Source organism: Blastococcus sp. CT_GayMR20, from assembly GCF_004570345.1.
Window position 1 is genome coordinate 26,749 of record NZ_SPQM01000003.1, and the last position, 20,693, is coordinate 47,441.

The 20,693-nt window shown below is 71.8% G+C and carries 21 protein-coding genes and 1 other RNA gene; 4 read left to right on the forward strand and 18 right to left on the reverse strand.

Going from position 1 to position 20,693, the window contains the following annotated elements; translation table 11 throughout:
- Positions 1-275 precede the first annotated feature (275 nt).
- The 12 genes from ssrA to prfB all read right to left on the reverse strand — a co-directional run bounded on the left by ssrA (position 276) and on the right by prfB (position 11,559).
- Positions 276-651: a transfer-messenger RNA gene (gene ssrA, locus E4P40_RS01270) on the reverse strand.
- Positions 652-890: 239 nt separating this feature from the next.
- Positions 891-2,066 (reverse strand): magnesium and cobalt transport protein CorA, encoded by a 1,176-nt coding sequence (locus E4P40_RS01275; RefSeq protein WP_245160080.1) that lies wholly within the window; start codon positions 2,064-2,066, stop codon positions 891-893.
- Between the two features lie 189 nt (positions 2,067-2,255).
- Entirely contained in the window at positions 2,256-3,878 is a 1,623-nt protein-coding gene (locus tag E4P40_RS01280) for a DASS family sodium-coupled anion symporter (RefSeq protein ID WP_135156850.1), read from the reverse strand.
- 49 nt (positions 3,879-3,927) lie between these two features.
- A complete protein-coding gene (locus tag E4P40_RS01285; RefSeq protein ID WP_135156853.1) occupies positions 3,928-4,809 on the reverse strand; it encodes a hypothetical protein in 882 nt (293 codons plus the stop codon).
- 10 nt (positions 4,810-4,819) lie between these two features.
- Positions 4,820-5,827, reverse strand: a complete 1,008-nt coding sequence (locus E4P40_RS01290) for a GNAT family N-acetyltransferase (protein WP_245160081.1) — start codon at positions 5,825-5,827, stop codon at positions 4,820-4,822.
- 43 nt (positions 5,828-5,870) lie between these two features.
- A complete protein-coding gene (locus E4P40_RS01295) occupies positions 5,871-6,248 on the reverse strand; it encodes a VOC family protein (protein ID WP_135156855.1) in 378 nt (125 codons plus the stop codon).
- Positions 6,248-7,144 carry an amidohydrolase family protein gene (locus tag E4P40_RS01300; protein ID WP_135156857.1) on the reverse strand — a complete coding sequence of 299 codons (897 nt, stop codon included), beginning with the start codon at positions 7,142-7,144 and terminating at the stop codon, positions 6,248-6,250. The genes E4P40_RS01295 and E4P40_RS01300 overlap by 1 nt, the downstream gene beginning before the upstream one ends.
- 76 nt (positions 7,145-7,220) lie before the next feature.
- The gene (locus tag E4P40_RS01305; RefSeq protein ID WP_135156859.1) at positions 7,221-8,144 is read right to left on the reverse strand and encodes an NADP-dependent oxidoreductase; all 924 of its coding nucleotides are present in this window, start codon (positions 8,142-8,144) and stop codon (positions 7,221-7,223) included.
- Positions 8,141-8,617, reverse strand: coding sequence for an SsrA-binding protein SmpB (gene smpB / locus E4P40_RS01310; protein WP_135156861.1), 477 nt, complete (start codon positions 8,615-8,617; stop codon positions 8,141-8,143). Before smpB ends, E4P40_RS01305 begins: the two co-directional genes overlap by 4 nt.
- Before the next feature lie 122 nt (positions 8,618-8,739).
- Positions 8,740-9,624 (reverse strand): permease-like cell division protein FtsX, encoded by an 885-nt coding sequence (gene ftsX, locus E4P40_RS01315; RefSeq protein ID WP_135156863.1) that lies wholly within the window; start codon positions 9,622-9,624, stop codon positions 8,740-8,742.
- Between the two features lie 48 nt (positions 9,625-9,672).
- Positions 9,673-10,353: a cell division ATP-binding protein FtsE gene (gene ftsE / locus E4P40_RS01320; protein ID WP_209305164.1), complete on the reverse strand. Its 681-nt coding sequence runs from the start codon at positions 10,351-10,353 to the stop codon at positions 9,673-9,675.
- Positions 10,354-10,446: 93 nt separating this feature from the next.
- Positions 10,447-11,559: a peptide chain release factor 2 gene (gene prfB, locus E4P40_RS01325; protein ID WP_135156867.1), complete on the reverse strand. Its 1,113-nt coding sequence runs from the start codon at positions 11,557-11,559 to the stop codon at positions 10,447-10,449.
- Positions 11,560-11,605: 46 nt separating this feature from the next.
- Between prfB and E4P40_RS01330 the strand changes: the two genes are divergently transcribed.
- The gene (locus tag E4P40_RS01330; RefSeq protein ID WP_135156869.1) at positions 11,606-11,893 is read left to right on the forward strand and encodes a DUF6343 family protein; all 288 of its coding nucleotides are present in this window, start codon (positions 11,606-11,608) and stop codon (positions 11,891-11,893) included.
- A 6-nt stretch (positions 11,894-11,899) separates the two neighbouring features.
- Here E4P40_RS01330 and E4P40_RS01335 read toward each other — a convergent pair whose 3' ends face one another.
- Positions 11,900-13,723 carry a bifunctional diguanylate cyclase/phosphodiesterase gene (locus E4P40_RS01335; protein WP_135156871.1) on the reverse strand — a complete coding sequence of 608 codons (1,824 nt, stop codon included), beginning with the start codon at positions 13,721-13,723 and terminating at the stop codon, positions 11,900-11,902.
- A gap of 65 nt (positions 13,724-13,788) precedes the next feature.
- Complete coding sequence (cutA, locus tag E4P40_RS01340; RefSeq protein WP_135156873.1) at positions 13,789-14,121, reverse strand: divalent-cation tolerance protein CutA; 333 nt, start codon at positions 14,119-14,121, stop codon at positions 13,789-13,791.
- A gap of 48 nt (positions 14,122-14,169) precedes the next feature.
- On the opposite strand from cutA, the gene E4P40_RS01345 reads away from it, so the two are divergent.
- Positions 14,170-14,406, forward strand: coding sequence for a hypothetical protein (locus tag E4P40_RS01345; protein ID WP_135156875.1), 237 nt, complete (start codon positions 14,170-14,172; stop codon positions 14,404-14,406).
- 39 nt (positions 14,407-14,445) lie between these two features.
- On the opposite strand, the gene E4P40_RS01350 is transcribed toward E4P40_RS01345, so the two are convergent.
- From E4P40_RS01350 to E4P40_RS01360, 3 genes are read right to left on the reverse strand one after another with little or no spacing between them, the layout of a single operon-like run.
- Positions 14,446-15,222, reverse strand: coding sequence for an MBL fold metallo-hydrolase (locus E4P40_RS01350; protein ID WP_209305161.1), 777 nt, complete (start codon positions 15,220-15,222; stop codon positions 14,446-14,448).
- Between the two features lie 5 nt (positions 15,223-15,227).
- On the reverse strand, positions 15,228-16,091 hold the full coding sequence (locus E4P40_RS01355; protein WP_135156879.1) for an alpha/beta hydrolase: 864 nt from the start codon (positions 16,089-16,091) through the stop codon (positions 15,228-15,230).
- Positions 16,092-16,102: 11 nt separating this feature from the next.
- Positions 16,103-16,924, reverse strand: a complete 822-nt coding sequence (locus tag E4P40_RS01360; protein ID WP_135156881.1) for an alpha/beta hydrolase — start codon at positions 16,922-16,924, stop codon at positions 16,103-16,105.
- A gap of 231 nt (positions 16,925-17,155) precedes the next feature.
- Here E4P40_RS01360 and E4P40_RS01365 point away from each other — a divergent pair, with 231 nt between their 5' ends.
- Complete coding sequence (locus tag E4P40_RS01365; protein WP_135156883.1) at positions 17,156-18,106, forward strand: helix-turn-helix domain-containing protein; 951 nt, start codon at positions 17,156-17,158, stop codon at positions 18,104-18,106.
- A gap of 16 nt (positions 18,107-18,122) precedes the next feature.
- Here E4P40_RS01365 and E4P40_RS01370 read toward each other — a convergent pair whose 3' ends face one another.
- The gene (locus E4P40_RS01370; protein WP_135156885.1) at positions 18,123-19,145 is read right to left on the reverse strand and encodes a lipase; all 1,023 of its coding nucleotides are present in this window, start codon (positions 19,143-19,145) and stop codon (positions 18,123-18,125) included.
- A 122-nt stretch (positions 19,146-19,267) separates the two neighbouring features.
- Between E4P40_RS01370 and E4P40_RS01375 the strand changes: the two genes are divergently transcribed.
- Positions 19,268-20,671, forward strand: coding sequence for a helicase HerA-like domain-containing protein (locus tag E4P40_RS01375; protein ID WP_245160082.1), 1,404 nt, complete (start codon positions 19,268-19,270; stop codon positions 20,669-20,671).
- The last annotated feature ends 22 nt before the right edge of the window (positions 20,672-20,693 follow it).

Below are 20,693 nucleotides of genomic sequence, written 5' to 3' on the forward strand. Positions count from 1 at the left end.
GAAGCCACTGCGGTGCCGGTTCGGTTTCACTCCTACGTCCGCCGACCCGCGACCCGCGAGGGGCCCTCGAGTCCGGACGACAAGATCTGCCGGCGGTGCGGGAAGCGCACCGGCACCCCGTTCGGGAACGCGCCGTGGGTCCTCCCCGGGTGACGTGAGAGGGCCCGGTCTGCTCGGGGGCTCGTCGAGCTGGCGACGTCCGGCCGGCTGATCCCGGACGACAGCGAACCGCCCCCGACCTTCCGGTCCGGGGCGGTTCGTCGTCCTGCGAGGGGTGGTGGAGGTGGCGGGAATCGAACCCGCGTCCTTCGACGCATCACCAGGGCTTCTCCGAGCGCAGTCCGCGTTGCCTCTGCTCGACCCCACCGATCATGCAGACGAGTCGGTGTGACGGGCCCAGTCACTGTTGGATGTCCCGCGCCTACCCGTGACCGGTAGGCGCAGTGAGTCATCTAGCTGATGCCAGGATCCGGGCCGATGACGAACCCGGGCTGACAGACTCGCCTAGCTGCCGTCAGGCAGCGAGAGCGAAGTCGCGCTGATCAGAGTCGGCGCTTGTGTTTTTTGCAACGGATGGTTAACGAGCTCATCGTTGCCTTCCTCGGCTCGCTTCCCCTGGTCACCCGACCGAAGTCGAGACCATTCACCCCCTGTGTAGTTGTGCAGAAAGCGTAACGGCTGCGTCCAGCGCTGTGTTCCCCCGCACGGGGGTGTCCCCCGGTCAGCGCACGCGGTGCAGCCACCAGCGCTGCCACGGCGTCTCCACCGCGCGCGTGGTGCTCCCGGCGCGCCCACGTCACCGCCTCGCGCGGCGACAGACCGGTGCGGCCAGGCCGGCCCGGGCCGGGTGCCACCACGAGAGCGCGAGGGGTGGGGGCAGGGGCGTCCTTCTAGATCCAGTCGCGTCGCTTGAACACCAGGTACAGCGTCAGGCTGACCCCGAGCATCAGCAGCAGGGCCAGCGGATAGCCGAACTGCCAGCCCAGCTCGGGCATCTCGTCGAAGTTCATCCCGTAGACCGTGCCGACCAGGGTCGGCGCGAACAGGATGGCCGCCCACGCCGAGATCTTCTTGACCTCCTCGCCCTGCGCGATCGAGGCCTCCGTGAGCTCCCGGATCTCCTCGTTCTGCCGCTGCGCGACCAGCGTCGCGTTCACGGTGAGGATGTCCCGCAGTTGCAGCCGGAACGCCTCCGCCCGCTCGTTGACCTGGGTGACGTGGTCGGCGACGTCGCGCAGGTAACTGCGCAGCTCCTCGTCGACGCCGTACTTGTCGAAGCCGGCGGTGATCGCGGCGAGGATCCCGGTCAGCGGCACCGAGGCCCGCTGGAACTCGAGGACCTCCTGCGACAGCTCGTAGATGCGCCGCGAGACGCCCGGGTCACCGCGGAAGACCTCGGTCTCGATCTCGTCGATGTCGGTGGCCAGCCCGTCGACGACCGGCCGGTACCCGTCGACGACGGCATCGAGCGTCGCGTAGAGCACCGCCTCGCTGCCCTTGGCCAGCAGCGCCGGCTCGCTCTCCAGCCGGCGCCGCACCCGCGAGAGGTCCGGCGACTCGCTGTGCCGGACGGTGATCGCGAAGTCCGCGCCCAGGAACAGGTGCAGCTCCCCGAACTCGACCTCCTCGACGGCGTCGAGGTACCGGGCCGCCTTGAGGACGACGAACAGCGTGTTGCCGTACCGCTCCAACTTGGGCCGCTGGTGCGCCTTGATCGCGTCCTCGACGGCGAGCTCCGGCAGATCGTAGAGCTCGGCCAATTCGCCGAGCTCACCCGGTTCCGGGCGGTAGAGCCCCAACCAGGCGAGGCGGTCCTCGCCGGCGGCCAGCTCCTCGCGGCTCTCGGCCGCGGTCTCGGGGGTCGCCACCCGTCGGCCCTCGGAGTAGACGGCGTTGTCGACCACGCGCGACCGGCCCGCCGGGGACGGCGGCTGGCTCACCCGGGTCACCGGGGTACGGGCGTCCACCCGCACCGGACGGCGGGCGAGCGTGGTGAGGGCGGTCAGCGGCGCGAGGCGGCGCTCGGTCATGACGGACTCCCGGAGGGCAGGGACGACGAGGGACACCGGGAGGTCCTCGCACGACGCCGTCCGGTCGGGGGCGGGCGCTAGGCGGGGAGGACCTCGGGATCGGTACTCGGAGGTTCGCTGCGCATGCGTCGCTCCCTCCCGTCGGGGCCGCCCTCCGTCGAGGAGGCCGTCGTCCATCGTGTCATGAGCTGTCCAGCCGGCGTCGCCCGTCCGGGTGACCGGGCCTCAGCCGACCGATCCCAGCACCAGCTCCACCATGACCGGCAGCAGCAGCACGATCAGCAGGGCACCGAGGACGTCGAACGAGATGCCGGAACGGATCATCTTGGTGATCGGCACGACACCCGAGCCGTACACGATCGCGTTCTGGGGCGTCGACACCGGCAGCATGAAGCCGAACGACGCGGCGAAGGTGGCCGCGAGCGCCGGGACGAACGGGTTGATGCCGGCGGCCATCGCCACCGGGATGATGATCGGCACCACGACGGCCGCGGAGGCGGTGTTGCTGGTCGTCTCGCTGATGATGATCGCGAGTATCACCGCGAAGATCGTGATCGCGAAGGTGCTGCTCAGTCCCAGCGTGTCCGCCGACGCCGTCCCGATCGTCTCGGCCAGGCCGGTGCTGGCCAGCAGCGAGCCGAAGATGATGCCGGTGCCGAACAGCAGGATCGTGCCCCAGTCGATCTTCGCCGCGTCGCTCCAGTTGAGCGTGAACTCCCGGTTCTTCCAGTCCGTCGGCAGCAGGAAGAGGAGCGAGGCGCCGACGACGGCGATGATGCCCTCGTCCATCCGGTCGCTGATCGTGGTGTAGAGGTCGGACTCCGTGCCGGCGGTGAGCGCGATGATGCCGGGGAAGATCCAGCAGAACACGGTGATCCCGAACGCGATGAGGGTGTTCTTCTCGGCGCGGGAGAAGCTCCCGAGCTCGGCCCGCTCCTTCTGCACGTACTCGCTGACGCCCTCGATGCGCTTGATCTCCGGCTTGTTGAGCAGCAGGAGCACCACGATCAGCGCGACGAACATCAGGGCGCAGATCGGCAGCGCCATGAGCATCCAGTCGAGGAAGCCGATCCGCTCCCCGGTCGCCTCCTCGATGAGCCCGCGGCCGATCAGGTTGGGTGGCGTGCCGACCGGTGTCAGCAGACCGCCGACGCTCGCCCCGTAGGCGAGCATGAGCATCAGCGCGGCGCCGACCCGCAGCCGCAGCGGGTCGAAGTCCGGCTTCACCAGCTCCTTGTCCTGCAGGAGCTTGGCGATGACCGAGAGGATGCCGAGCGCGGTGGGCAGCAGCATGGCGACGGTGGCGGTGTTGCTGACGAAGGCCGAGAGCAGGCAGGTGATCGCACCGAAGGCGATGATCGTGCGGTACGTCGAGGTGCCCACCCACTTCAGCGAGAGCACGAACATCGCGAAGCGACGGGCCAGGCCGTGCTTGAGCATCGCCATGGCGAGGATGAACGCGCCGATGAAGGTGAAGATCGTCGGGGAGCCGAACGGAGCCAGCGCGTCGTCGGACGGGACGACGCCCAGGATGACGATCGCCGCGACGCCGATGAGGCCGCCGATCGGGATCGGCACCGGCTCGGTGATCCACAGGACGATGACGCCGAGCAGGACCGCGGCGAGCAGGTGCTGGTCCCGGGGCAGGTCGATGGGCAGCAACGCGAAGACGATCGTGACCACCGGGGCCAGGAAGAGCCCGACGGTCCGGCGCCCCTTCTCGAAGCGCTCCTCGGCCGGGCTGAGCTCCTGCTCCCCCAGGCTCCGGTAGGTCGCGCTGCCGCGGAAGGCGGCGTCGACGTCGGTGCGCTGTACCTGCTCCCCCGATGCCCGCTCCGTTGCGGTCATGGCACCTCCCGTGACGGGTCGTTTCCCGGACCCTAAAGGAAGGACCTCGTCAGCTCCCGGCGAAGATCCCTGCCCCGAACGCGCCGGACGCGACCAGCCGGCGGGACAGACCCTTGCCCAGCTCGACGACCCGCGCGGTGCGCTCGGGTCCGAGCAGCAGCCACGGATCGGCCGACAGCGCGTCGGTCTGCGTCTCGATGTGTGCCCGCAGGCTCGTGCCGTCGTCGGTCAGCCCTGCGTCGTCCAGGAGACCCCGGTCGGCGAGCGCGGCGCAGGCCGCGGCCCACTCGTCCTCCTTCCAGCCGCGGGTCGCCCGGGCGGCCGGCTCGGTGAAGCCCCGGCCGGTGGCCGTGTGCGTGACGAGCGCCTCGAGACCGGTGAGCCCGGCGTGCAGCAGGACGGCGATGTGACCGTCGCCCCGGTGCTCGCGCAGCAGGGTCGCCCCGTGCCAGAGCGCCAGCAGCGGCTCCTCGGGCCACGGCAGGTCCGCGTGGCCGGCGTAGAGCGCCCGGCCCTCCGGCGTCAGGACGGCGCACGCCTCGCGCAGCAGCTCGGCGAGCTCCGCCACCTCCGCCGACCCGGCGGCCTCGGCGCCGAGCAGCCTGGTGAGCGACGACCGGGCGATGTCGAGCCGCGCGGCGAGGATGTGCTCGGGTGACGCCAGGCTCCAGGCGCGCGGGATCATGTGCGCCACGAGGGACGGCGAGAAGTTGTAGAAGGTCGCGGTCACGACGCCCGCCCCGACGGCGCCCATCGGCGCCGCCCGCCCGGCGAAGTAGCTCATCCGGCCCGGCTTGAGCCCCAGGGCGCCCAGCTTCTCGTCGTGCTCCGGCGCGAAGTACATGTGTGAGTGCAGCGGCTCCACCGCACGGTGGGCGCGGGCCACCATCGCGGGCTCGAGCACGGACGATGGCTGATCGACACTGACCATGCGCCGCACCCTACTGAGCGCTGCCCGCCTCTTCCGGCGCGAGGTCTTGCGACCACGCCACCTGCGTCAGCACGGTGGAGAAGCCCAGGTTCTCGTAGAGGCGCAGCGCGCCGGTGACGTTCTCGGTGTCCACGCCGAGGCGGGCGCCGACGCAGCCGGCCCCGGCCGCGACCCGGAGCGCCTCGACGATGGCCGCCGTCGCCAGCCCACGGCCCCGGGCGTGCGGCAGGACGCCGATCTGGCCGAAGTACGTCTGCTGGCGCCCGGTCGCCTGGGTGTCGGCCTCGTACACGTAGGCCAGGACGTAGGCGAGCAGGACGTCGTCCTCGATCGCGAGCACCGAGAGGTCGGGCCGGAACGCGCGCTGCCCGGTGTACAGCGCCGTCCACGTGTCCGGGTCGCGTTCGGCCGAACCGTGGTGCTCGGCGAACGCGACGTTGTGCGCGCGCCGCACCTCGTCGTCGCGGTCCCACGCGAACGGGACGAGGTCGACCCCGTCGACGGCCCGCGCGGCAGGCAGGTCGGTCAGCCAACGCTCCATGTCCCGGAACCAGCGCTCGGCGGTCAGCCCTGCCCGGCGCGCCAGTCCCTCGAGGGACGGCATCGTCTCCACGACGTTGAGCACGAGCTTTCCCGGCGCCGACGGCTGGCGCTCGACGTGGATCTCGGCCCCGCGCCGTAGCTCCCAGTCCAGCAGGATGCGACCCAGTCCGCGCCCGCGCAGATCAGGACGGACCCGCCCCTCGAGGTACACGCGGTAGGCGTCCCGGAACGTGGGCGGCGCGAAGGCCACGGCGAAACCGACCACCACGCCGGCGGCGTCGCAGACGGCGATGCCGTCCCGGCCCAGGTCGGCCTGCCAGCCGTCCCACCACTCGGTGAGGTCTTCGGGGGAGAAGTTCTCGTCGGTCCGGTCGACCTGCTCGGCCGCAGTGAGCAGCGCGGCGACGGGCACGGCGTCGTCGGCGCACATCGGCCGGACGGTCAGGCCCTCGGGTACCGCGGGAAGCTCGGCCACGGACGCCGAGGCTAGGCAGCGCAGGCGGTGACGGCCACCGAATTCAGCGGCGCACGAACAGGCAGAAGGGGTGACCCGCAGGGTCGCGGTAGACGCGCACGATCTCGTCGTCGTCCTCGTGGCCACCGGCGAGCGTGGCACCGGCGTCCTCGGCGACGGCGCACGCCCCCTCGAGATCGTCGACCAGGATGTCGAGGTGCAGCTGCATCTGCTGCGTGCCCGGCTCGGGCGGCCACACCGGTGGCTCGTGGTCGTTCTCCAGCTGGAAGGACAGCCCCGTGCTCCCGTCGGCCGGCCGCAGCGTCGCCCACTCGCCGGTGTCGTCCCGCAGCGGCCAGCCGAGCAGCCGCTGGTAGAAGCGGGCCAGTCCACGGGGGTCCGGCGTGCCGAGGACGGCGGCGGTCAGGGTGAAGCTGGGCATCAGGCCTCCAGGTCGAACAGCCGGGCGCCGTTCTCCCAGAGGACGGCGCGCAGCCACTCCTCCCCCAGCCCGAGCCGGTGCAGCGCCTGCAGCTGGTGGGCGTACGGGTACGGGATGGACGGGAAGTCGCTGCCGAGGAGCACCTTGGCACGCAGGGCCGACAGTCGCGGCCGGTCCGCAGGGTCGAACGGCATCAGCCGCTCGGTGAAGTCGGTGGCGAACATCGTGGTGTCCAGGTGCACGCGCTCGTACCGCTCGGCCAGCTCGAGGAAGTCGCGGTACTCGGGCATGCCCAGGTGCGCGACCACCAACTGCAGCCGCGGATACCTCTCGAGCAGCCCGGTCACCGGCTCGGGCCCGGTGTGCTCGCCCGCCAGCGGACCGGACCCGCAGTGGATGACCACCGGTGTCCCGGCCTCCTCCAGGCCGGCCCAGACCTCGTCGAGCAACGGGTCGCGCGGGTCGAAGCGCCCCACCTGCACGTGCACCTTGAACACCCGCGTGCCGCCGGCCAGTGCCTCGGCGACGTACCCGGCGGCCTCCGGCTCGGGGTAGAAGGTCGCCGACCGCAGCACCCGCGGGTCGCGGCGTGCGAACGCGGCCGACCACTCGTTCAGCCAGGCGGCCATGCCGGGCTTGTGCGGGTACGGCAACGTCGGGAAGGCGCGCACACCCAGCCGGTCGAGGACGGCGAGGCGTTCGTCCACCGGCAGCGCATAGGTGATCGGCCAGCCAGCGCCGTAGTGCGTCTCGGCCTGCGCGAAGTACTGCCAGACCTTGGCCTGCACCGGGTCGGGCAGGAAGTGCACGTGCACGTCGACCAGCCCGGGCAGCCCCAGCTCGCGCCAGTACCGCGGCACGTCGGCGTCGTCGGCCGGCGGGTGCAGCGAGGTCATTGCTCGGCTCCGCCCTCGTTCCGCTCCTCGGTCGCTGGCGCTCCCTGCGGTGCTCGCTCGGGCGTCGCTCTCGCGGTCATCGGAGCGTGACGACGACCTTGCCCCGCACGTGCCCGCCGGACACCAGCCGCTGGGCCTCGGCGACCAGTTCCAGCGGGAACGCCTTGGCGATCGGCACCCGCAGCTGGCCGGCGTCGGCCATCCGGCCCAGTTCCTCGAGGTCGTGCTGCTCGGGCCGGACGAACACGTAGCGGCCGCCGAGGTCGCGGACCGAGGGGTCGACGACGCTCACGATCCGGGAGGGGTTGCGGACCTGCTTCGGGGAGTCGGCCAGCGTCTCCCCGCCGACCAGGTCGAGGACGGCGTCGGCCGGCTCCGACAGCTGCTCGCTGATCGGGCCGGCGGAGTAGTCGAGGACCTCGGCCGCACCGGCGTCCCGCAGGAAGCCGTGGTTCCTCGGGCTGGCCGTGCCGATCACGTGGGCGCCCAGCGCCACGGCGATCTGGACGGCAGTGAAGCCGACGCCGCCCGCCGCCCGGTGGACGAGGACGCGGTCACCCTCGCCCACGTCGAGGGCCTCGGTGAGCGCCTGGTACGCGGTCAGCCCGGCGAGCGGCAGCGCCCCGGCCTCGGCGAACGACAGCGACTCCGGCTTGTGCCACAGGCAGCGCTGCGGGGCGGGCACGAGCTCGGCCATGGTCCCCCACTGGACGTCGTCCCGGCGGACGTAGCCGAACACCTCGTCGCCGGCGGCGAGGCCGGTCACCGCGGGACCGGCGGCCTCGACGACCCCGGACACGTCCCACCCCGGGACGATCGGGAAGTGGTGCGGGTACGCGCCGGCGAGGTGGCCCTCGCGGATCGCCATGTCGACCGGGTTCACACCCGCGGCGTGCACGCGGACGAGGACGGTGTCCGGGCCGACCGGGGGCTCGGGCAGGTCGTCGCGCAGCTGCAGGACGCTCTCGTCGCCGAACCGGTCGTAGGCGATACCCCTCAACGGCGTCCCTTCACGTACCGCCCGAAGGCCTTCTGGATCTCGCGGCGGGAGTCCCGCTCGGCGAGGTCGTGCCGCTTGTCGTAGGACTTCTTGCCCTTCGCGAGGGCGAGCGTCGCCTTGACCTTGCCGTCCTTGAAGTACAGGTCGAGCGGGACGAGCGTGAGCCCGCCTTCCTTGATCTTGCTGACCAGCTTGTCGATCTCGCTGCGGTGCATGAGCACCTTGCGCTTGCGGCGCGGGGCGTGGTTGGTCCACGTGCCCTGTACGTACTCGGGGATGTGGACGTGCTGCAGCCACACCTCCCCGTCGTCGATCGAGGCGAACCCGTCGACGAGGGAGGCACGGCCGGCACGAAGGCTCTTGACCTCGGTGCCGGTCAGCGCGAGGCCGACCTCGTAGGTGTCGAGGATGGAGTAGTCGTGCCGCGCCTTCTTGTTCTGGGCGATGAACTTCCGCCCCTGTTCCCGCGGCATGCCTCAAGGCTACCGGGGAGCGCGATCTTGCCTTCGGAACACCGCGAGATCGGCGATGTGGTCGCCAAGAGGCGCAGGAAGCGACCAGATCGCCGATCTCGGTGGGAAGAGCAGGGGCCGAACTACAGGCGCACGTACAGCCTGAGCGTCACGTAGGCGGCGATGCCGGCCAGACCCACGCCGGCGGCGGCGATGATCGGGCTGATGAAGGCGATCGCCGACCAGTCGACCGGCGGGATGATCCCCGCCTTGATCGGCCCGGCGAGCGTCTTGTCGACGAAGAGCACCTTGGTGAGGATCAGCCCGCCGATCGCCAGCAGCGCACCGATCAGGCCGGCGACCGCGGCCTCGAGGATGAACGGGAGCTGGGTGTACCAGCGCGAGGCGCCGACCAGCCGCATGATGTTCGTCTCGTTGCGGCGGTTGAACGCGGCCAGCTGGATGGTGTTCGAGATCAGCAGCAGCGCCGCCAGCGCCTGGACCACCGCCACGGCGATCGTCGCGTTGCGGGCGCCGTTGAGCAGGCTGAACAGGCGGTCGAGGAACTCGCCCTCGTCGCGGACCTGGTCCACGCCGTTCTGCCCGTTCGGGAACTCCTCGGCGATGACGCGGAACCGCTCCGGGTTCTCCAGCTCCACGCGGAAGCTCTCGGGCAGCGCGTCGGCGGGGGTGTTCTCGACCAGCTCGGGCTGCTGGCTGAACTGCTGCTGGAAGCGCTCGTAGGCCTCGTCCTTGGACTCGTAGATGAAGCTCTTGACCTCGTTCGAGCCCTCCAGCTCCGTCTGGATGGCGGTGCGCTGCTCCTCGGTGACGTCGTCGGCCAGGAAGATGGAGACCTGCACCTTGTCGTAGTAGATCTCCTTCATGTCGGAGATCATCCCGGCGATCAGCAGGCCGGTGCCCATGAGTCCGAGGGAGATGGCCGTCGTCAGGATCATCGCGACCGTCATGGTCAGGTTGCGACGAAGCCCGGTGGCCACCTCGGAGAGGACGAAGTTGACGCGCATGGATTCCCTGTCAGTGGGTTCGTGAGGGGTCGGTCGGGCCGGGCCGGACTAGCGGCCGACGCCGTAGACGCCCCGCGACTGGTCGCGGGTGATCTGGCCCCCGTTGAGCTCGATGACGCGGCGGCGCATGGAGTCGACGATGTGGTAGTCGTGCGTCGCCATGATCACCGTGGTGCCGGTGCGGTTGATCCGCTCCAGCAGCAGCATGATCCCCTCGCTGGTCTCCGGGTCGAGGTTTCCGGTGGGCTCGTCGGCGAGCAGGACCAGCGGCCGGTTCACGAAGGCCCGGGCGATCGCCACGCGCTGCTGCTCACCACCGGAGAGCTCGCTGGGGAGCCGGTGCGCCTTGCCCTCCAGGCCCACCATCTCCAGCACCTCGGGCACGACCCGCTTGATCGTCCGCGTGGGCTTGTTGATGACCTCGAGGGCGAACGCCACGTTCTGGGCGACCGTGCGGTCGCGCAGCAGGCGGAAGTCCTGGAAGACGCAGCCCATGGTCCGGCGCAGCTTGGGCACCTGCCACTTGCTCATCGTGTTCAGCGTCTTGCCGTTGACGACGACGGTGCCCGAGGTGGGGGTGTCCTCCTTGAGCAGGAGGCGCAGGAACGTCGACTTGCCCGAACCGGAGGACCCGATCAGGAAGACGAACTCGCCCTTGTCGATCTCGGTGGACACGTCGTCGAGGGCCGGCCGGCCGCTGGCCGGGTAGAGCTTGGTGACGTGTTGCATTTCGATCACGAGGCGCCACGGTACCTGCCCCGGCTGCTCGTCCGAGGCGGACGCACGGGAACTCTCCGGACTCGTTCCCGCGGGCGGCGACGCTCAGTTCAGGGCTGCGGTCTCCTGCTGACGGCGCCACCGGATGCCGGCCTCGATGAAGGCGTCGATGTCGCCGTCGAGCACCGAGGCGGTGTTGCCGGTCTCGTGCTCGGTGCGCAGGTCCTTGACCATCTGGTACGGGTGCAGGACGTAGGAGCGCATCTGGTTGCCCCAGCTGCTGCCCTCGCCCTTGAGTGCGTCCATCTCGGCGCGCTGCTCGGCCTGCCGGACGACGAGCAGCCGGGCCTGGAGCACGCGCAGCGCCGCGGCCCGGTTCTGGATCTGGCTCTTCTCGTTCTGGCAGGACACCACGATGCCGGTCGGGATGTGCGTCATCCGGACGGCGGAGTCGGTGGTGTTGACGCTCTGCCCCCCGGGGCCGGAGGACCGGAAGACGTCGACCCGGATCTCGTTCTCGGGGATCTCGACGTGGTCGGTCTGCTCGACCACCGGCAGCACCTCGACACCGGCGAACGACGTCTGCCGGCGGCCCTGGTTGTCGAACGGCGAGATGCGGACGAGCCGGTGCGTGCCCTGCTCGACGGAGAGGGTGCCGTAGGCGTAGGGCACCTTGACGGCGAAGGTGGCCGACTTGATCCCCGCCTCCTCCGCGTAGCTGACGTCGAGGACCTCGGTGGGGTACTTGTGCCGCTCGGCCCAGCGCAGGTACATGCGCATGAGCATCTCGGCGAAGTCCGCGGCGTCCACTCCCCCGGCCTCGGAGCGGATCGTCACGAGCGCCTCGCGGGAGTCGTACTCGCCGTTGAGCAGGGTGCGGACCTCGAGCTCGTCGATGACGGCGCGGATGCTGGTCAGCTCCCGCTCGGTCTCGGCGGTCGTGGCGTCGTCGCCCTCCTCCTCCGCCATCTCGTGCAGGAGCGCCACGTCGTCCAGTCGGCTGCGCAGCTCCTCGACGCGGCGGAGGTCGCCCTGCAGGTAGGAGAGCTTCGAGGTGATCGCCTGCGCGGCCTCGACGTCGTTCCAGAGGTCGGGCGCCGCGGCCTGTTGCTCGAGGTCGGCGATCTCGTTGCGCATGTCGTCGATGCGCAGGACGGCCTCGATCGACTTCAGGGTCGTGTTGAGCTCGTCGAGTACGACGGCGAAGTCGGCAGCCACGTCTAGCCAGGGTAGTGCGCCCCTCGCGGGGGTAGGGATTCACGGCATGAGCGAGCCGCGAAGACCCCGGTCGCGGGAGGACTACGAACAGGGCCTCCCCGACCACCACGACCCGACGGCCGGTTTCGGCGGCGCTGCACCGGCCCGGTCCGCGCTGACGCTGCGGCTGGTGCTCGCCGGCTTCGGTCTCGTCGTCTGCGTCGCCGGGGGGATCATCTTCCTCGCGGCCGGACTCCCGGTCTGGACGGCGGTGGCGCTGTTCGTGCTCGCGGCCGTCGCGCTCGTGGACCTCGTCGTGATCATCCGGCGCAAGGCCCGTGGCGAGCCGGGCTGAGCGGGTTCAGCGCCGCGCGCTCGGCGCCCGCAGCCCGTCGGACCGGGCGCCGACCCAGGCGGGCACGTCCTCGGCCGGCATCGGCCGCGCGATGAAGAAGCCCTGCGCGTAGGTGCAGCCGAGCTCCTGCGCCAGCGCCAGCTGCTCGGCCGTCTCCACGCCCTCGGCCAGGCTCCGCATGCCGCAGGCGCGCGCGAGCGCGACGACCGCCGCGATCGCCGCGGCGGACTGGCTCCGGCGGTCCGGGGAGCCGGCCACCAGGCTGCGGTCGATCTTCAGCACGCCTGCCGGGATGTTGACCAGCTGCCCGAGCGAGGAGTAGCCGCTCCCGAAGTCGTCGATCGCGACCTCGACGCCGGAGACGCGGAGGGAGGCGAACTGCTCGGCCGCCCGCTCCGGGTCGTCGGCCACCGTCGTCTCCGTGAGCTCGATGACCAGGCGGTCGGCCGGCAGCCCCGACTCGGCGAGCGCCGCGGCGACGTCGGAGAGGAGCGTCCCACCGGCGATCGTCACCGCACTGACGTTGACCCCGACGAGCAGGGACAGCCCCGAGGAGTGCCAGGCGGCGGCCTGCCGGGTCGCGGTCGCCAGCACCCAGCGGGTGAGCGGGCCGATCAGCTCGTACTGCTCCGCGAGGGGGATGAACTCGCACGGCGGGACCAGGCCCCGCTCCGGGTGCCGCCAGCGCACGAGGGCCTCGGCGCCGTCGACGAGGCCGGTCGGCAGGTGGATGACCGGCTGGTAGTGCAGCACGAGCTGGTCGCTCTCGATCGCGTCCCGCAGCTCCGCTGCCAGCTGCATCCGCTGCTGCACCGCGGACCTGAGGTCGGGGCTGAAGACGCGGACCCGGTTCCGGCCGGCGGCCTTCGCCGCGTACATCGCCAGGTCGGCGTCCCGCACGAGGTCGGTCGACCGGGAGCTGTGGTCGTCGGTCCGGCCGACGGCGGCGATCCCGATGCTGGCGCTGAGCCGGACGGCACGGCCGCCGAGGTCGAACGGCTTCTCCAGGGCCGCCTGGCACCGCGCGGCCAGGTGCTCCGCGCCGTCGGTGTCGCAGTCACGGCAGAGGACGACGAACTCGTCGCCACCCAGGCGGCCGACCGTGTCCTGGGCGCGGGTGCCCGCCAGGAGCCGGCTCGCCAGCTGCCGGAGCAGCTCGTCGCCGACGTCGTGCCCGAGGGAGTCGTTGACGTCCTTGAACCCGTCGACGTCGAGGAAGAGCACGGCGACCGAGGGGCGGTCGGCCCGCTGCAGCTCGGCGTCGATGAGCTCGTGGAGGTGGGCCCGGTTCGGCAGCTCGGTGAGGTGGTCGTGGCGCGCCTGCCACGCCGACGTCCGCTCGGCCTGCACGCGCGCGGTGACGTCGGTGTGAGTGACGACGACGTGCCCGCTCCGGTCGACCCGGCTGCCCTGTACGTGGAACCACAGCGTGCCGGCGCCAGCGGGGCTCGACAGCGAGCGGTCGACGGAGACCTGCGCGCGGTCGCCGCGCGCCAGTTCCCGGAGCGAGTGCACGAGGTACCGGGCGGCGTCGTCGTCGCAGAGACGCAGCGCGCTGGCGTAGTAGTCGGCGCCGACGGCGATGTGTCCGCCGTACTCCTCGTCCGCCGCCGTCCACGCGGAGTTGCCCATGACGATCGTGCCGTCGGGGTCGAGCAGGACCGTCGGCGAGGGCAGCGCGTCGAGCACGGACCGCATCAGCCCGGCGTCGGCGGCGGCGCCGTCCGCGCGGCGCACGTCGAGGGACGGCTCGGCGCGTTCCGGGAGCGGTCCCACGTCGTCCCCCTCCTTCTCGCGGACGTCGCCGGCCGACGTCCCTGCTTCTCTCATCGGCAGGGGGGACCGCAGGAGCAGCGGAACGGGACCGGCCCACCCGCTCGGGTGAGCCGGAGGGCTCAGCTCTCCGGTGGCCTGGTCTCGTCGGCGATCCAGCGAAGGTACGCCGGGTTGCCGCCCACGAGCGGCAGGGCGATCACGCACGGGACGTCGTAAGGGTGCAGCTCCGCGGTGCGCCCGAGGATCTCCGGCACCAGCGAGCGGCGCGTGTGCAGCGCCACCCGCGCCTCGGGCTCGTCGTGGACGGCGCCGTCCCAGCGGTAGACCGACCGGACGGCGGCCAGGGTGTGGCCGCACGCGGCCAGCCGCTCGTCGACGAGGGTCCGGGTGTAGCCGGCGAGCCAGTCGGCGTCCGGGCCGGTCACGACGATCTCGCAGAACTCTTCCTCCACACCGCCATCCTGGCGTGGATCCGAGGGGGATGCGGGTAGGTGGCGGTCATGACCGACGACATGACGATCAGGATCGACAGCGAGGAGTACGTCCTCCGCAGCGGTGGTGAGGGGCTCGAGGTGGGCCGCCGCAACGGCTCGGACGTGGCGTGGCTGGACACCGTGGACCTCGATCTGCTGCCCGCCGGCGCGCGGCAGGCCATCGACCGTGGCGACGCCTCGGACGAGGCGCTGCTCACCGCCCTGCGCGGTGTCGTCCAGGCGGAGGTGGAGCGCGGCGGCTGACCCGACGACTGGCGGGCGGCGTGACGGGCCCACCTCCCGTCACGCCGCCAGGTCCACGCCCACCCCCAGCGGGAGCCAGCGCAGGGCCTGGGCCTCGCCCGGCGCCCGGCCGAACTCCGCCTCCACGGCGTCGCGTCCCTGCCGGAAGTGCGACCACCCCTCGTAGTGGACCGGGATGGCGGTGCGCGGCCGCAGGAGGCGGCACAGCTCCACGGCCTGGCGGGCCGTCATCGAGTACCGCAGCGGACCGGTGACCGGGAACCGGACGCCACCGAGGTGCAGCAGCGCGGTGTCCACCCGCAGGCGCTCGGCCACCGTGCGCACGCCGTCGAAGAGCACCGTGTCCCCCGAGATCCAGAGCACGCCGTCCTCCTGACCGGCCCACCGCAACGCGAAGCCGACGACGGCACCGGCGACGGGCCGGCTCAGCGGTGGGCCGTGCCGGGCCGGGGTGGCGGTGATCTCGATCGGCGGCCGCCCGGCGGCCGTGAGCTCCGTCGTGTCCCAGGCCCTGAGGCCCCGCGCGGAGCCGAGCCGCCGGGCGCCGGGCAGCGTGGTCACCACGACCCCGGCGGCAGGCAGCAGCGCCCGCCCCGCGTCGTCGAGGTTGTCGGCGTGGTGGTCGTGGCTGAGCAGGACCGCGTCCACCGGCAGCACGTCGGCGGCCGCCACGGCCGGACCGGTCACCTTGCGCGACGACGTCCCCCAGCCGAAGGCGTACCTCCGGCCGGGGGCGTCGAACGTCGGGTCGACCAGCAACCGCCAGCCGTGCACCTCGATGAGGACGGTCGGCCCGCCGATGTGGGTGAGCCGCACGTCCTTCACTGCTGGCCGGCCGCCTGCCGCTGGACCGCGTGCCCGAGCGCCCACTCCAGCGCGTGGTCCGCGAGGGCCTCCCAGCCCTCCTGCGCCGGGAGCAGGTGCGCGTACCCCGGGTACTCCTCGTGCTCGGTGAGGACGCCGGACGTGTAGTGCTTGACGTTGGAGCGCTGCACGCTCGGCGGCATGATGTGGTCCTCGCTGCCGGAGATGAACAGCAGTGGCGGCCGGTCCTGGTTCTCGTAGTCCACCGCCGCGTCCTGCGGACCGGGCATGAAGTTCGCCAGCACCGAGTCCCACAGGATCCGCCCGGACGCCGGGATCGCGTACCGCTCGTAGAGCGCCCGGGACTCCGGCTCGTCGAAGGTGTTGGTGAACGCGTAGTGCCACTGCTCGTAGGTGAGCGGGACGGCGCGGTGCCGGTTGGCCGGGTTCTTGAACGCGGTGAAGGTCGACCGCAGCTGGGACAGCGGCAGCACCCGCACGCCCTCGGTGGGTGCCGAGTTCAGGACGACACCGACGGCTCCGTAGCCGCGGTCGAGCAGCAGCTGCACCAGCGTGCCGCCGGCGGAGTGGCCGATGAGGATCGGGGGCTTCCCCAGCGCACCGACGACACCTTCCAGGTGCGCCATGATCGTCGGGAGGGTCAGCTCCGCGATGACGCTGGGGTCGGCGTTCAGCGCCTCGACCTCGACCTCGAAACCCGGATAGGCCGGCGTCAGGACACGGAAGCCCTTGGCCTCGTAGTGGGTCTTCCAGTTCTCCCAGCTGCGGGGGGTCACCCAGAAGCCGTGGACGAGCACGATCGTGTCCGGACCGCCGGGCGCAGGTCCGTCGGCCGGTCGCGGGGCAGGGATGTCGGTCATGTCGCTTCCTCTCACGCCCGCGCGAACGCGAGCAGGTCGGCGTTGAACTCCTGCTCATGGGCTCCGGTCAGGCCGTGCGGCGCGCCGGGGTAGACCTTCAGCGTCGCGTCCTTCAACAGCTCCGCCGTCTTCGGCGCGGAGTCGGCGAAGGGCACGATCTGGTCGTCGTCGCCGTGGGCGACGAGCACGGGGACGTCGATCTGGTGCAGGTCCTGGGTGAAGTCGGTCTCGGAGAAGGCCCGGATGCAGTCGAGCGCCCCTGCGAGACCAGCCTGCATGCTCCACATCCAGAAGGCGTCGACGACGCCCTGCGGGACGTCGGCGCCGTCCCGGTTCATCCCGTAGAACGGGACGGCCAGGTCCCGGTAGAACTGCGACCTGTTCCCCGCGACGCCCGCGCGGATCCCGTCGAACGCCTCGATCGGCAGGCCGTCGGGATGGGCGTCGGTCTTCAGCATCAGCGGCGGAACGGCACCCAGCAGCACCGCCTTCGCCACCCGGGCGGTGCCGTGGCGGCCCATGTACCGGGTCACCTCACCGCCGCCTGTGGAGTGGCCGACCAGGATCACGTCGTGCAGGTCCAGCGAGTCGATGAGCCCGGCCAGGTCGTCGGCGTAGGTGTCCATGTCGTTGCCGTCCCACGGCTGTGACGAGCGACCATGCCCCCGCCGGTCGTGGGCGATCGCCCGGAAGCCGTGGGACGCGATGTGGTGCATCGAGCCGTCCCAGGCATCGGCGTTGAGCGGCCAGCCGTGACTGAAGAGGACCGGCTGACCGCTGCCCCAGTCCTTGTAGAAGATCTCGGTGGCGTCGTCGGTCGTGAAGAAGGCCATGCCTGTCTCCCTGCGAATTAGTTGTCGGCTCATCCGTATCGCCGAGCCTGGCAGTCGGCCCGGATCGCAGGTGGCCTGTACGTGCACAGCTCCGGTCCCTCTCTGCAGGACCTCCTCCCGCGCTGAGGCGTTCCCTGCGCGGGAGCGCTCTGCGATGCTCGGCCGGTCAACGGGGACGCCGGTCCGCGCCGCGTGATTCCGCGACGGCCGAGTCGCTCCCCGGGGGTCGCCATGCTGCTTCTCGACACCGCCGGTCTGCCGGTCGACGAGCGGGTGGACGCGTTCCGCGCGGCCATGGGCCAGGCATCGGTGCCGTGCCGCATCGAGCATTTCGCCCCGGCCGACCGGATCCAGGCACGGATGAACTTGTGGATGTGCGGCCGGGGGAACCTCTTCACGGCCGACTCGTCGGGTTTCCGGCTCGTCCGGACGCCCAAGCACGTGCGGATGGAGGCGCCGGCCGTGGTGGCGATCGCGGTCCAGCCGCACGGGCAGGGCCGGTTCACGCAGTTCGGCCGCGACCAGCTCGTCGGCGCGGGCGATCTGATGCTCAACGACCTGACCGCCCCGTACTCCTTCTCCTGGGAGGGCACCGGCGGCTCACGTGCCTTCCAGGTCCCCTACGAGCAGCTCGCCCTGCCGGTGGACGTCGTCCGACGCGCCGCAGGGCGACTACCCGCGAGCCCGCTGTACGAGCTCGTGCTCCGGCACCTGGCCCGGCTCGCACGGTCCGCCGACGAGCTGGCAGCCGACCCGGCCGCGGCGATCCTGGGAACGGCGACCACCGAGCTCCTGCGGGCTCTCCTGGTCTCGGCCGCCGCGGACGAGCGGCTCCTGCCGCCGGTCCTGGCCGACACCCTGCTCACGCGGGTCACGACCTACGTCCAGCAGCACCTGAGGGACCCGGAGCTGACGCCGGAGGGGATCGCGGCGGCGCACAGCGTGTCCGTGCGGCAGCTCTACCAGGCTTTCGCGGGGGCGGGGACGAGCCTCGAGCAGTGGATCATCGGCCGGCGACTCGAGGCCGCGCGCGCTGAACTCCGGACTCCGGCCGGACGGCGGCGGGCGGTCGCCGCCACCGCCCGGGCGTGCGGTTTCCGCGACGCCAGCCACTTCTCCCGGCGGTTCCGTGCCGCCTACGGCCTGAGCCCGCGGGACTGGCAGCACGCGGCGGACGGCTGACCGCCCCGAGGAGTCATCAACGGGCGAACACGTACGGCTCCAGGGCCGGCTCGTCCGGCTCCGACGGAGCGTTGCCCGAGCCGTCGCCGGCGTAGCGGAGGAAGGCGGCGTAGTCGCGGTGGAACGTCGCGGGGTCGACCCCGGGTTGGAACGGCTGGCCACAGGTGGTCAGCGGGATCCGGGCGCGCACGGCGGGGCCGTCGTTGAGCAGTGCGTCCACGACGATCGCGTAGCCGACGGCGTCGTAGCTGCCGATCGCGAAGTGGTCGGCCGCGTTCGCCGGGCAGACCTCCTGCAGGGCGATGGTGGCGATCCGGCCCTGACCGGAGTGCAGCGCCGAGCTCCGGGCCGGTCCGGCGTTCGGCACGACGACCTCGTCTGCGTTCGTGTACGCGACGGTGTAGTCGATGCCGGCGAACGTCTCCGTGCCGCTGTTGAGCGCCTGCAGGAAGCGCGACTGCGACGCCTGCTGGTGGAACGAGGGGTTGCAGTCACGTTGACAGGCGGCGTCGGCGACCGACGTGCCGTGGTTGGAGGGGCTGAGGCCGACGAGGTCGTCGACGAGCGCGCGGGTGTCGGGCCAGAAGCGCAGCGCCCAGCGCGGGACCATGCCGCCCTGGCTCCACCCGACGACGTCCACGTCGCGGCCCGACTGCCTGCTGATCGTGCGCAGGGCGTGGACGACGTACTCCCCTGCCACCTGGATGTCACCGGTGGCGTCGTACGGGAGGGTCACCGCGCACCAGCGCCACCCGAGCCGGGTGAACGCCCGCTCGTAGTTCCAGGCGAAGTTCACCTCCGGGTTCATGGTCGTGCCCGGCGCGAGCAGGATCGGGTCACGGGAAAGGCCCTTCAGGGACCCGTTGCAGGTGAGCGCCGCGTCCAAGTGGGCGGCCGGCACGCTGAGCCGGGGACCGGGCCTGTCCAGCGGCGCGAACTCACCGGCCGACGGCGCGGGCGTGGCCGTCGCCGTCCCGCCGCCGAAGAGGACGAGCAGCGCGGCCGCCACGATCACCAGCCTGGACGGACTCCGGCGCACAGGAACTCCTCCGCTCCACCGGGCGCGCGACGTGCCCGCCCGGTATGGGAACGACTGGTGCGGCGTCCGGTTGTGCTCGGCATTCCGCAGCGGGCAGCGGGACCGGCCGTTACGGTCCCGCTGTGAGCGAGTCGAGCCCTCAGGCGCGGGACGCCGGCGCGGAGACCGCCGCCCGGGTCGCGGCCGGCTACGCGATCGAGGGCGCGGCGCTGGAACTGGGCGCCGTGATGCACGGCGGCGTGCCGCATCCCGAGGCGCAGGTCCGGGTGCCGCTGGCCATGATGAACCGGCACGGCCTCATCGCGGGCGCGACCGGCACCGGCAAGACGAAGACGCTGCAGGTGATCGCCGAGCAGCTGTCGACGGCGGGGGTGCCCGTCGTGCTGGCCGACATCAAAGGGGACCTGAGCGGGCTGGCCCAGCCCGGCGCCGCGGGTGACCGGATCACGGAGCGGGCCACCGGCACCGGTGACCCGTGGGCGGCGACGTCCTACCCGGTGGAGTTCCTGTCGCTGGGCGGACTGGGTCCGGGGGTGCCGGTGCGCGCGACGGTGACCGACTTCGGGCCGGTGCTGCTGTCGAAGGTGCTCGACCTCAACCCCACGCAGGAGAGTTCGCTCGGGCTGATCTTCCACTACGCCGACGACGCCGGGCTGCCGCTGCTCGACCTCAAGGACCTGCGGTCGGTCGTCAGCTGGCTGGTCAGCGACGAGGGCAAGCCGCAGCTGAAGAGCCTCGGCGGGCTGTCGTCGGCCACCGCGGGCGTGATCCTGCGCAACCTCATCGGGCTGGAGGAGCTCGGCGGCGACGTCTTCTTCGGCGAGCCCGAGTGGGAGCCGGCCGACATCCTGCGGACCGCGGCCGACGGCCGCGGCGTGATCACGGCGGTCGAGCTGGCCGCCGTCCAGGACCGCCCGGCCCTCTTCTCGACCTTCCTCATGTGGCTACTGGCCGAGCTGTTCGAGGAGCTGCCCGAGGCCGGCGACCTCGACAAGCCCAAGCTGGTCTTCTTCTTCGACGAGGCGCACCTGCTGTTCAGCGGGGCGAGCAAGGCGTTCCTCGAGTCGGTCACGCAGACCGTGCGGCTCATCCGGTCGAAGGGGGTGGGCATCTTCTTCGTCACGCAGAACCCGACCGACGTCCCGAGCGCGGTGCTCGGCCAGCTCGGCAACCGCGTGCAGCACGCCCTGCGCACGTTCACCCCCGAGGACGCCAAGGCCCTCCGCAGGACCGTGTCGACGTTTCCCGAGTCCGACGACTACGACGTCGCGGAGATGCTCACGTCCCTGGGCACGGGCGAGGCCGCGGTGACGGTGCTGTCCGAGCGCGGCTCACCCACGCCGGTGGCCTGGACGATGCTGCGCGCGCCGCGCTCGCTCATGGCACCGGTCGATCCCGCCGTCCTGTCGGCTGCCGTCGCGGGCTCGCCGCTGTGGGTGAAGTACGGGCAGCCGGTGGACCGGGAGTCGGCCTACGAGCGCCTGGCCGCCCGCCTCGCTCCCCCGCCGCCGCCCCCGCCGGCCTAGGCACCGGAGCCCGAGCTGCCGA

Coding starts and splice junctions, on each gene's coding strand:
- E4P40_RS01280 (WP_135156850.1), bottom strand. CDS start 3,878: ATGACCGCAACGGAGCGGGCATCGGGGGAGCAGGTACAGCGCACCGAC.
- E4P40_RS01285 (WP_135156853.1), bottom strand. CDS start 4,809: ATGGTCAGTGTCGATCAGCCATCGTCCGTGCTCGAGCCCGCGATGGTG.
- E4P40_RS01295 (WP_135156855.1), bottom strand. CDS start 6,248: ATGCCCAGCTTCACCCTGACCGCCGCCGTCCTCGGCACGCCGGACCCC.
- E4P40_RS01300 (WP_135156857.1), bottom strand. CDS start 7,144: ATGACCTCGCTGCACCCGCCGGCCGACGACGCCGACGTGCCGCGGTAC.
- smpB (WP_135156861.1), bottom strand. CDS start 8,617: ATGCCGCGGGAACAGGGGCGGAAGTTCATCGCCCAGAACAAGAAGGCG.
- ftsX (WP_135156863.1), bottom strand. CDS start 9,624: ATGCGCGTCAACTTCGTCCTCTCCGAGGTGGCCACCGGGCTTCGTCGC.
- ftsE (WP_209305164.1), bottom strand. CDS start 10,353: ATGCAACACGTCACCAAGCTCTACCCGGCCAGCGGCCGGCCGGCCCTC.
- E4P40_RS01330 (WP_135156869.1), top strand. CDS start 11,606: ATGAGCGAGCCGCGAAGACCCCGGTCGCGGGAGGACTACGAACAGGGC.
- E4P40_RS01335 (WP_135156871.1), bottom strand. CDS start 13,723: ATGAGAGAAGCAGGGACGTCGGCCGGCGACGTCCGCGAGAAGGAGGGG.
- E4P40_RS01345 (WP_135156875.1), top strand. CDS start 14,170: ATGACCGACGACATGACGATCAGGATCGACAGCGAGGAGTACGTCCTC.
- E4P40_RS01355 (WP_135156879.1), bottom strand. CDS start 16,091: ATGACCGACATCCCTGCCCCGCGACCGGCCGACGGACCTGCGCCCGGC.
- E4P40_RS01360 (WP_135156881.1), bottom strand. CDS start 16,924: ATGGCCTTCTTCACGACCGACGACGCCACCGAGATCTTCTACAAGGAC.
- E4P40_RS01365 (WP_135156883.1), top strand. CDS start 17,156: ATGCTGCTTCTCGACACCGCCGGTCTGCCGGTCGACGAGCGGGTGGAC.